Genomic DNA, 11,902 nt, shown 5'->3' on the forward strand with positions numbered 1-11,902 from the left:
TACAAACCTAAGCCATTATTATCCGCTATTACCCGAGTTTAGGATAAATAAAACGGCTCCCCGGCAGATGTTATAAAATAACCCTGTTTGTCTGTCTGGGCTATTTCTGCCCATTGATAAAATACACTTCTTGCCACGCGTGCACAGCACCCATAAGGGAGTTGTATATAAGGCACGGCTGCATCTTTGTAGTCTTGTATATATATAGGTTGCTCAGCACTGATGAGCCATTGTCTGTCTAGGTTATCTATACAACAAAGCACTTGTCCTTGCTCGGTATTTTCAAATCGCCAGGCAACAATAATAAAGGGGGCGTCTTCAACCGTGATGGCTATTTTTTCGACCGGCGTTTTTAAATAAAACTGCTCACCCTCTTTACACAATACCGAGGCAAACAGCTTTACCATAGCCGGGCGTGTTATTTCACTGCCAGCATAAAACCATTGCCCTTGGTCGTTAATAACCATTGGCAATGATCCACAGTGAGTTGGTTGCCAACTATCAAAGGGTTTGCTTGGCTCGCTTAATTGCTTGCTTAGTTGGCTAAGGGAAATCACTGCTTTTTAAATGTCAGTGCAAAAGTAACAGGTACGGCAGTCGCAATTGACGGTAAACCCGCTAATTTTTGTAATTCCATAATGCCCTCTGTAATTGCAAAATCATTACTATTAATAATAATAGGACTGAAAGAAGACACACTTAAATCACCATTTTCTGCACTGCTAACCAGCACATCTATAGTAAGCGGCTTTTTATTACCATGAAAATCAAGTTCCGCATTAATCCCTTTAAGCACATACTGGCCAGGTTTTTTAATACTGCTGAGCTGCGATGCTAGATCTGCGGTTAATATGGCATTTGCAAATGTATCGGCTTCAAATAATAATTTTGTTAAACGCTCATTACGAATGGGGATCAGTGTTTCTGCCGAGGTTAAGTCTACATTTACACTAAACTCACCTTTATCTGATAACTTGCCTTCAATATTAGTAAAGTGATTTGCTTCAGCAATACTATTTTTTTTGATAGAAACAAAGCTTAATTGGCTTTTATCGTTTACTAACTGCCAATCGGCCTGAGCGATATTAGAAATAACTAAACTTGATAACGACAAACCTGCAATAGCTAATGCTTTAAACATGACGAATTCCTTCTATAAATGAACAATACCCCATTCATTAGAACCACAAATGAATAGAAAGTACTTTTTATGAGCTTATGATGGTATCACCTAAAGGATTAAGTGTAATTATAGAATAATAAATGGGGAATAATTAAGGTTAGGAATAAAAAACGGCCCATCAAATATATGATAGGCCGGTATAGCAAACTGGGGAGAAGCTATGAATAATTGCATCTTCGCAGATGCATCATCAACAGGATGTCCTACAGGATGAGGACGGCGCGACTTTAACAAAAGCCAGCGCACTAGTACAATAAAATTCTAGATAATTTGTGTATATTTGCCAACACCTTATGATTTAACATCGGTCTTTTCTTTAGTTAACTTTTATGTAACTAATGCGGCTATTTATTTAAGTAATTAATATTTTTAAACTGACATAAAAAAAGTGCCCTTAGGCACTTTTTTGTCATTTTATTATATAAACTTAGTGAGCCTGTTCCCAGTTGTCGCCTTCATCAGCTTCAACTATAAGTGGTACATCAAGAGTAGCCGCTTGCGACATTAGTTCGCAAATATGCTTTGTGTAAGCATCAACACAGTCTGTTTTAATTTCAAATACCAACTCATCGTGTACTTGCATTAATAGCTTAACGGTATTGGGAGCTTGCTCGTATACCCAACTGTGTACACTTAACATTGCCTTTTTAATGATATCGGCAGCAGTGCCTTGCATTGGCGCATTGATTGCTGCGCGCTCAGCTCCTTTTCTTCGTGCACCATTTTGGGCTTTTATTTCTGGTAAATATAAACGGCGTCCAAAAATAGTCTCTACATAACCGCTTTCAGCGGCCTTTTCACGCGTTGTTTCCATATACTCTAAAACACCTGGGAAACGCTCAAAATATTTATCAATATAATGCTGCGCTTCATGGCGTGGCACATCCAGCTGGCGTGCTAAACCAAATGCCGACATGCCATAAATTAAGCCAAAGTTAACCGCTTTAGCTTTACGACGCATATCGCTGGTCACTTCTTCTAAACTTACACCAAATACTTCTGCTGCAGTGGCACTGTGCACGTCTAAACCATTAGCGAACGCACTTAATAAACCTTTATCTTGTGAAAGATGCGCCATTATACGTAGCTCAATTTGGCTATAATCGGCAGCGACAATTTTATAGCCATCGGCCGCTATAAACGCTTCACGAATACGACGCCCTTCTTCTGAGCGAATTGGAATATTTTGTAAATTAGGATCGGTTGAACTTAAACGCCCAGTTGCCGTTACGGCTTGATGATACGAGGTATGCACACGCTGCGTTTTCTCGTTAACCATTAACGGTAATTTGTCGGTATAGGTTGATTTAAGCTTTGATAAACCACGGTGCTCAATAATTACTTTAGGCAGTGGATAGTCGTGCGCTAATTCTTGTAATACTTCTTCTGCGGTAGAAGGCGCGCCTTTAGGCGTTTTTTTAATTATTGGCAGTTCCAGTTTTTCAAACAACAATACTTGTAGTTGTTTTGGAGAACTTAAATTAAATGGTTCACCCGCTATTTCATACGCTTCTTTTTCCAGCTCCAATAAACGCTCGCCTAAGCGTTGGCTGTGCGCAGCAAGCATTTTGCTGTCTATTGCTACACCAGTGCGTTCAATATCAGAAATAACATTAACCAGTGGCATTTCTATATCTTCGAATACTGATTTTAGTTTTTCGTCAGCGGCTAATTTTGGCCATAAAACTTGGTGTAAACGCAGCGTAATATCTGCATCTTCAGCGGCATAGGGGCCGGCTTTATCTAGCTCTACTTGATTAAAAGTAAGTTGCTTTTTACCTTTACCAGCAATATCTTCAAAGCTGATATTTTTATGGCCTAAAAATTTAAGTGCCAGTGAATCCATATCATGGCGCGTACCCACACTGTTAAGCACATACGATTCAAGCATGGTATCAAACTTAATACCGTTTAATTCATAACCCGCATTTGCTAATACGCTTTTATCGTATTTAAGGTTTTGCCCTACTTTAGCTTTTTTGGCATCGGCTAGAATAGGTCCTAATTTTTGCATTACAAACTCAAGGCTTAGTTGCTCAGGTGCACCCGGATAGTCGTGAGCAACGGGTAAATAAGCAGCTTCACCGGCTTTTACCGCAAAGCTCATACCTACTAACTGTGCTTGCATGTAATCAAGGCTGGTTGTTTCTGTATCAAAGGCAAATAGCTCAGCATCATTTAGCTGCTCTATTAATGCATCAAACTGGCTCTCGGTTAAAATAGTTTCGTATTGTGCCTCTGCTACTTTTGGTACTTCGTTAGCCTCAGTGGGAACAGCTAAGTGTGTTTCGGTATCTTTAGGGTTATCGAGTAACTCAGCTAACCAACGACGAAATTCACATTCACCATAAAGCGCGATTAGCTCATCTTTATTGGGCTCTTGTAACTTAAAGGTATCAAGATCCGACTCAACCTCAACATCACACTTAATAGTGGCAAGTTGATAGCTTAAAGGCAGATGATCTAGCGCAGCTGCTAACTTCTCTCCTATTTTACCTTTGATCTCGCTGGCATTATCCATAACGCCCTGTAGCGATCCGTATTTTTCTAACCACTTAACCGCAGTTTTAGGACCACACCCTTCTACCCCTGGAATGTTATCTACTTTATCGCCCATTAAAGCTAAATAATCGATAATAAGTTCTGGGCCCACACCAAACTTTTCAACTACAGTAACAGGATCCGAGATACTGTCGGTCATGGTGTTTATAAGCGTTACATGTTCATTTACCAACTGCGCCATATCTTTATCGCCGGTAGAAACCAGTACGTGGCGCTTTTGCTCTGAAGCTATGCGCGCAAACGTACCAATTACATCGTCGGCTTCAACACCTTCAATGCTAATAAGCGGAAAACCCATTGCCTTAATAATACGGTGGATTGGCGCTATTTGCGTGCGTAAGTCATCTGGCATTGGCGGACGGTTCGCTTTATATTCGCTATACATGTCATTTCTAAAGGTTTTGCCTTTAGCGTCAAATATAACCACCATATGCGAGGGATCATATTGTCTGATCAAACTTTTTAGCATGTTGATCACACCATATATCGCTCCGGTCGCTTCACCTTTTGAGTTAGTTAAATGTGGCGGTGAATGATAAGCACGAAATAAATATGAAGAGCCATCAACTAAAATAAGTGGGTTTTCGGGGATCTGAGCCATGGTGAATTTGGATCCTAAATACAAAAAGTAAGATAATTATAAGCATGCCATAAGGCAGTGAATAAAACGACTGCGAATTAATACTACTGATGTTGATTAATTCAGAACAAACTGTGGATAACTTTGTAGATAACAGCCACAGGCCATTCTTCCAAAGCATTAAAAAACGCTTAGAAATAAAGTTAACTGGTTGTTTTTACTAAAAAAGATAATACGAGGTTCTTTTTTTATTATTTTTTTACCAATGTGGAAAAAAGTTTTAAGCGTTACATCCGCTGTTAGTCATTGCCATTATTTGCATCCATTTAAATAACTGGACGAGCATTCTAGCATAATGGATCAAAGATCATAGCGATCCTTTATAATTTTTTTCACTGTGGTTGATCACCAAATGGCATATACCCTATGATCACTCGCTTAGCGAACAGTAACTATACAAATAATTTTTCAAACAGATTATTTTTGCCATGTTAAACTTGAAGGTCTGTTGATCTTTCAAGATTGAGTTTGCAGCAGTGTGTTTGGTATTTAGACAAGGCAGAGCCTATGTGGTGTGGTTATTCCCCATAAATAGGCGATAACGCAGCATTAATACCAAACATGCGCTGCCCGAAGGGTTCTGTCTAGGGGCGATTAACTCTTTGTTAGGGGCATGAGCAGGATGCAAAAGCTTTGCTCTGTTTTTACTTATTTACACATAGATGTAAGCCAGTAGAATAACGCAGGAGCAGTTATCGAGCCTACTAGGTTACAAACCTCGCGCCGCGATCAAATCGCTCCTAGTTTGAACAAATTTTAATCCGCAAAGGTTAACAGACCCTAATCTATCGAACTAAATTTTAGTTTGCCGACTTAAACGGAGCAGATAAAAAATGAAAAAAGTTGCAGTAATTTTAGCCGGTTGTGGCGTTTATGATGGTAGTGAAATTAATGAAGCCGTTTTGACTTTATTACACATAGCAAAAAATGGTGCAAGTTATCAATGCTTTGCACCCGATATAGCGCAGCATCACACCATTAATCACCTCACTGGTGAAGAAACCACCGATAATCGTAATGTACTTGTAGAAGCAGCGCGTATTGCTCGCGGCGAAGTAAAAGCGATTACTGAGCTGGACGTTACACAGTTTGACGCTTTAATTGTACCGGGTGGTTTTGGTGCTGCAAAAAATCTATCTGACTTTGCTATAAAAGGGCCACAGGCAAGTATTAATGCTGACGTGTTACATGCCTGTAAAGCGTTTGCCAATACCAATAAAGCAGCGGGCTATATGTGTATTGCTCCTAATTTAATTCCTTTTATTTATCAGCAAGCACACCTAACTATAGGTAATGATAGTGACACAGCTAATGCACTTAACACCCTAGGTGCTCAGCATGTCACCTGCGCAGTAGATGATATTGTTGTAGATCAGCAGTACAAGCTAGTAACAACACCAGCCTATATGCTGGCACAATCTATACTCGATGCCGATGCTGGAATAGCTAAACTGGTGAGTGAAGTGCTCGCACTAAGCTGATTTTTGATCAATATGATCTATTTAGATTTTTGTAACTTAGAATAACAGTTACTCTGTTTAACCATTTAGTAAACTGCTGTTTTTATTGAGTTAACGCAATCTTTAGTCGATTTAATCAATAAAATCTACTCTTAGCATTTTATAAATTGCTTAGGGGAGTTATAATTGTTTTAAATTCCGTCATTTACAATCGTGATTGATCACGTTCAAATTGAAGTGGGCAAGGCAAAATGAAAAAACTATCAGCTGCAGCATTACTAATGCTAGCAACCACCGCATACGCACAGCCATATGATAACTCTATGACTGCCGATGCAATCAAAAAACGTCTCGCACCGATTGGTGCTGTATACCTTGAGGGTGACAAAGTGGCCGCTCCTGCAGCCCCTACTGGCCCACGTTCTGGCGAGCAAGTATATCAAGCTTCATGTTTTGCGTGTCACGGTACTGGTGCGTTAGGCGCACCTAAATCGGCTGATGATTGGTCACCTCGCCTTGCTAAAGGTAATGATGTATTACTCGATCACGCACTGAATGGTTTTAATGCAATGCCGCCAAAAGGTACTTGTATGGATTGTTCTGAAGACGAAATTAGTGCCGCAATTAACTTTATGACAACTAAGTAAAAGCCTACTAAAATCAATAAATAAAAAGGTTTACCTAAGGTAAGCCTTTTTTAATGCTTTTTATCTACTTTTAACCGCTATTTTAACGAATATATACTTGACGCTAATAGTTAAAAATGAAATTATAAGCGCAATTAGTATACAATAAAAACACAGCTGGTTAACATCATTGGAAGATAAATTAACAGTACCTAGTAACTTAGCGCATCAAAATAAACGTCTTAAAGCGCTACTGAAAAAGTACAAGCATGCACATCATCTACAAAATGCCCTGATCCTATTATCAGAGCAAGCCAGCACGGTTGCAGAACTTACCTTACTCTATCCCGCTATACACGATATTTTGCAAAAGTACGTACCAAGCAAAAGTTTTTATGTTGTACTTTCCAACAGACACACAAACTTATTAGAACTTTCTTATTTTTCAGACGAAAAAGATGGTCTTGCTATTGCCCTTAATCAGCATAATAGTTTTAACGAAGGTGCAACTGGTTATGTATTTAAACAAGGTAAAACAACCTACTTTACTAAGCAACAAATGCAAGATGCTGCTAATAATGGTTTATTTAAAGCTTTAGGTACGCCTGCTGAGCACTGGATTGGCGTGCCTGTATTTCAAGAAAAAAGCATTATAGGCGTACTTGCAGCACAAAGTTACGACACAGAGCAAGGATACAGCCCTCAACAAATACAATTACTAGAGGTTATGTCGCTGTACTTAGCTACCGCAATAGAGCGAGTAAAAAAGCGCGAGCAACTCGAAGCCGAAGTTAAAATTCGCACCCAAGCACTTACACAAAGTAACGCAGCGCTTAACCTTGAAGTCGAACAACGTAAACGAGCCCTACAACGCCAGCAAATTTTATTTAAAATATCGGAGCTGGCAACACAAGCTAAAAATATTGATGATGTATATTTACAACTGCATGAAATTATAAAGTCGATAACCTATGCTGATAACCTTTATATTGCACTTTATAACAAAGATTCTGGCTGGCTAAGCTTTCCTTATTACGTAGATGAATTTAAAAAGAACCCTCAATCAAGGCGTTTTTCTAAAGGCTATAGTGAGCTGGTAATTAGCACCGAAGAAACTCAGCTTATACATCCCGATAGAGCAAAAGCGCTTATACAAGATGGCACAGTACAACGCACTTCACCTGTGCCTGAAAAGCAAATGGCTACTAGTTGGCTTGGCGCACCATTAAAAACATCACAAGGTGTTATTGGTTTAATTGTTTGCCAAGCGTATAACAATAAACATATTTTTAGCCAAGATGATTGCGAACTCATCACCTTTGTATCCCATCAAATTGCTACAGTATTACAAACAAAATTAGCTAATATCGCACTTAAAAAGAGTCATCAGGAGCTTGAGTTTCGGGTTGACGAAAAAACTAAAGAGTTACGCCAAGCTAACCTACATTTACAAATGCAAATTGATGAGCGAAAAAAAATAGAGCAGCAGCTTTATTACGACGCGCATCACGACTCGCTGACCGGTTTAGCTAACCGAAGCTTATTTTTAACTCAACTTGAAAAAACCCTGCAAGAATATCATCGCTTTGTAGAGCAACACTTTGCCGTATTATTTATTGATTTAGATAAGTTTAAAAGTATTAACGACCAACTTGGCCATCATGCCGGGGATCAGTTTTTAATTAGCGTGAGTAAGCTATTTTCGCAGTGTATTCGCGAGCACGACTTATTAGCGCGCTTAGGGGGGGATGAGTTTGTAATTTTATTGACTCATTTAACCGAGCCTCAACAAGCTGAAGATGTTGCAAATAGAATAATTAACTTAATGGCAGAACCATTTTGTTTTAAAGGCTCGTCACTGCAAAGTGGTGCAAGTATTGGTATAACTTACTCTAACCAAAGCTATAAAAATACGGATGAAATAATTCGTGATGCCGATGCCGCTATGTACTACGCTAAAAACTCAGGTAGAAACCGCTATGAGCTATTCCACCCGCTATTAACGCAAGCAATACCAGAGCAGCAATCACCAGTACTGCATTACCTTGAACAGCTACCAATGAATTTTAGAAGTTCTGAGATCATTACTCTTGATGAAAATTGCCAGTCTGAGTCATTGCTAGAGGCATTTGGCGAGCACCCTATATTGGGCTATACCAGTTTTGATATTCTAAAAAAGTTTGCCTGCGATAAAGAGCAACATCTTAATGTTGAACTACAGCTACTGCAACAAGCATACACACAAACAAGTAACGCTAACTTAAACGTCGGCTTACTACCTTGCTCTAGTTTGTTATTGGCCCATCCTGAGTTTAATTTATTTACTGATGCTTTGAGCCAATGCGAAAACAAAACACAGCTTTGCTTACTCTTTGACGAGCAAGAAATTCGTTATGCTAGTGCAACACAAATTGAAAATTTAAAGCAATTATCTTTAAATGGCTACTCTATTGGGTTAAATAATTTTGCTAAAGATAAATGCGAGCTTAACTTACTTAGCGAAATTGATTTTGACTACCTACTACTAAGCTCGACATTTAGTAAACGTATTTTGCAGCAAGCTAGCTACGACCTACAACTGCAGGGAGTACTTGCCATTACTAAAATTAAAAACACTAAAGTAATAGCAAAAGGCCCTGCTATATTAAATTTTAGAGCTCTATTAGATAAACACGGTCTAGGATTTTTTATCGGTAAACAGTCTGCACTTAACAGTAGTTTGCAGCCCTCTATTAGTCACTCTGAATCACTGCAACGTTAACCAATTTATTCAGGTTTTTTAAGCATAGCGCGTAGATTAGCCACACGCGCCTGACCTTTTTCCATTCGCTCGGCTTGGCTATTAGGTGCTTTTTTATTCTCGAATGCTAAATCGTCTTGTGGTAGTTCTTGTACAAAACGACTGAGCTCTGTTTGTGATGTTTCGCCAAATTGACGACGTATTTTAGCATAAGTTAAGGTGAGCTCTTGTTGAGCTCGGGTGATCCCAACATACGCAAGGCGACGCTCTTCATCTACGTTGTCCTCATCAATACTTACCTGATGCGGTAGCAAGCCCTCTTCCATACCCACCATAAACACGTACGGATACTCTAGTCCCTTTGATGCATGCAAGGTTGATAACTGCACCGCGTCGGCTTCATCTTCTTCTTCGTTACGCTCTAACATATCGCGTAATGTAAGTTTGCTCACTACTTCGGCCAAGGTCATGGGCTCGTTATCGGCGTCGCCGGTTAGCATGTCGGTGATCCACCGATATAACTCCGATACGTTTTTCATCCGCATTTCAGCCGCTTTGGCACTAGGTGATGACTCGTATAAATACGCTTCGTAGTTAATGTTACGCACTAAATCTTTAACCGCTTCTAGGGTATCACCGCGCACCGCGTTGTCTGATAGCTCCACAACCCAACGTGCAAACCCAGTAAGTGCGTTCAAACCACGCCCTTTTAGCCTATAACCTAGGTCATTATCAAAACAGGTAGCAAATAAACTCATGTGCTTTTCATTTGCGAGCGTGCCCAGCTTTTCAAGTGTCACCGTGCCTATTTCGCGCCGTGGTGTATTTACTATTCGTAAAAATGCATTGTCATCGTCTTGATTAACCAGCAGCCGTAAGTAGGCCATAATATCTTTAATTTCTGAGCGCGAAAAAAACGACATACCACCGCTAATTTTGTATGGAATACGGTTACTCATTAACGATTTTTCAAAGCCTCGCGCTTGGTGATTACCGCGATATAAAATAGCGTAATCTTTGTAGCTAGTGCGTTTCATAAACTTATGCGAAATAATTTCAGCCACTACGCGCTCAGACTCATGCTCTTCATCACGACAACCAATTACTTTTATTGGCTCACCATAACCGAGCTCACTAAACAGCTTTTTTTCAATGTCGTGCGGGTTGTTGGCAATTAATATATTAGCCGCTTTTAGTATTCGCCCTGCACTACGGTAGTTTTGCTCCAGCTTAATAAGTCTAAGCCCGGGGAAGTCTTTACTTAATAACACTAAGTTTTGCGGACGCGCACCGCGCCATGAATATATCGATTGATCGTCATCGCCTACCACAGTAAAGCGGGCGCGCTCACCTACTAACAGCTTAACAAGTTGGTATTGGCTGGTATTGGTATCTTGGTACTCATCCACCAGCAAGTATTTAAAGCGTTGCTGCCAGCGCATCCGTGAGGTGGCATTATTAGTAAGGAGCAAAGTAGGGATCATTATTAAGTCATCAAAATCTAGTGCATTGTAAGCACGTAACTGGTTTTGATAGCGACCATAAAGCTGTGCAAATAATGCTTTTTGTGGCTCTTGCGCCTCGCGGATTGCTTGTTCTGGTAAAATTAATTCGTTTTTCCAGCTACCAATTGCCATTTTTAATAGCTTGAGTAGGTCTTTATCATTTTTAAGTTCGTCTTCGGTTAAATCATTTAATAACTGGTTGGTATCTTGATCGTCAAATAGCGAAAAACCCGGCTTAAAGCCCAGTGTACTAAGTTCTTTTTTGATAATTTCTAAACCCAGCGTATGAAATGTAGATACCCAAAGCCCTTTGGCATCTTGCTTGCCAAGTGTTTGCAAAACACGCTCACGCATCTCTTTAGCAGCTTTATTGGTAAAAGTAACCGCGGCAATATTACGCGCTTTATACTCACACTGTTTCACTAAATATGCGATTTTATTAGTAATAACACGCGTTTTACCAGAGCCAGCTCCAGCAAGCACTAAGCATGGCCCACTAATATATTTTACCGCTTCATCTTGTTTAGGATTGAGTTTCATAACGACCAAAGAGATTTAAAAAGACGGGCAATTTTAACGTAACCATTACAGCGAGCATAGCAATTGCACTAATTAATTCGATAAAGATCAACCTGTGTTAAATACACTGGCTATAAGGTAATATTAGTTATTATAAATTCTGGGCAACAGCCAAGGGACGAACATGATTAATCCAGCAAAACTTGAAGAAATTGCAAAGCAAATCACTAGTAATATGCCACAAGGCGTAAAAAACTTAGCCGATACACTCGAAGGTAAAACCAAACAAGTTTTACAAAACAAGCTTGCTGAGATGGACTTTGTAAGTCGTGAAGAGTTTGATGTACAAAGCCAAGTACTGATCCGTACACGCGAAAAGCTAACTGAGCTTGAAGCTAAAGTTGCACTGTTAGAGCAACAACTTAGCACTCAGCCAAATGCTGAATAATATATACGCTTAAAGTAAAAAAGCAGCCAAGGCTGCTTTTTTGTTTTGTAATAGTGCTAATTAATTAAATAACCTGAACTCTAGTTAAGGAATTTACTAACATATTGAATTATAATTATATTTATTTTCTCTAGCCAGAAGATTTCAGTGAAAACAAGGCGAATTTACGCGTCAATAGCTGGCCTATTGCAAGTAAATTCAACGCAGTTAGCGCTGAAA

At 39.5% G+C, this 11,902-nt stretch carries 8 protein-coding genes; 4 read left to right on the forward strand and 4 right to left on the reverse strand.

Annotated features, from left to right (window positions below; all coding sequences use genetic code 11):
- Window positions 1-38: 38 nt before the first annotated feature.
- From J5X91_RS05410 to polA, 3 genes are all read right to left on the reverse strand, one after another.
- On the reverse strand, window positions 39-557 hold the full coding sequence (locus tag J5X91_RS05410) for a DUF1285 domain-containing protein (RefSeq protein WP_041454598.1): 519 nt from the start codon (window positions 555-557) through the stop codon (window positions 39-41).
- The gene (locus J5X91_RS05415; RefSeq protein WP_011329398.1) at window positions 554-1,141 is read right to left on the reverse strand and encodes a YceI family protein; all 588 of its coding nucleotides are present in this window, start codon (window positions 1,139-1,141) and stop codon (window positions 554-556) included. Before J5X91_RS05415 ends, J5X91_RS05410 begins: the two co-directional genes overlap by 4 nt.
- 469 nt (window positions 1,142-1,610) lie before the next feature.
- Window positions 1,611-4,346 (reverse strand): DNA polymerase I, encoded by a 2,736-nt coding sequence (gene polA, locus J5X91_RS05420; protein ID WP_086994718.1) that lies wholly within the window; start codon window positions 4,344-4,346, stop codon window positions 1,611-1,613.
- 872 nt (window positions 4,347-5,218) lie between these two features.
- Between polA and elbB the strand changes: the two genes are divergently transcribed.
- The 3 genes from elbB to J5X91_RS05435 all read left to right on the forward strand — a co-directional run bounded on the left by elbB (window position 5,219) and on the right by J5X91_RS05435 (window position 9,232).
- Window positions 5,219-5,866 carry an isoprenoid biosynthesis glyoxalase ElbB gene (elbB, locus tag J5X91_RS05425; protein WP_089368823.1) on the forward strand — a complete coding sequence of 216 codons (648 nt, stop codon included), beginning with the start codon at window positions 5,219-5,221 and terminating at the stop codon, window positions 5,864-5,866.
- A gap of 230 nt (window positions 5,867-6,096) precedes the next feature.
- On the forward strand, window positions 6,097-6,492 hold the full coding sequence (locus J5X91_RS05430; protein ID WP_041454600.1) for a cytochrome c5 family protein: 396 nt from the start codon (window positions 6,097-6,099) through the stop codon (window positions 6,490-6,492).
- 169 nt (window positions 6,493-6,661) lie between these two features.
- Window positions 6,662-9,232 carry a diguanylate cyclase gene (locus J5X91_RS05435; RefSeq protein WP_208834202.1) on the forward strand — a complete coding sequence of 857 codons (2,571 nt, stop codon included), beginning with the start codon at window positions 6,662-6,664 and terminating at the stop codon, window positions 9,230-9,232.
- Between the two features lie 5 nt (window positions 9,233-9,237).
- Here J5X91_RS05435 and rep read toward each other — a convergent pair whose 3' ends face one another.
- Window positions 9,238-11,256: a DNA helicase Rep gene (gene rep, locus J5X91_RS05440; RefSeq protein ID WP_086994727.1), complete on the reverse strand. Its 2,019-nt coding sequence runs from the start codon at window positions 11,254-11,256 to the stop codon at window positions 9,238-9,240.
- A 163-nt stretch (window positions 11,257-11,419) separates the two neighbouring features.
- Here rep and J5X91_RS05445 point away from each other — a divergent pair, with 163 nt between their 5' ends.
- Window positions 11,420-11,683: an accessory factor UbiK family protein gene (locus J5X91_RS05445; protein WP_086994730.1), complete on the forward strand. Its 264-nt coding sequence runs from the start codon at window positions 11,420-11,422 to the stop codon at window positions 11,681-11,683.
- Window positions 11,684-11,902 lie beyond the last annotated feature (219 nt).

Source organism: Pseudoalteromonas sp. K222D (genome assembly GCF_017653575.1).
Classification (GTDB): domain Bacteria; phylum Pseudomonadota; class Gammaproteobacteria; order Enterobacterales; family Alteromonadaceae; genus Pseudoalteromonas; species Pseudoalteromonas nigrifaciens.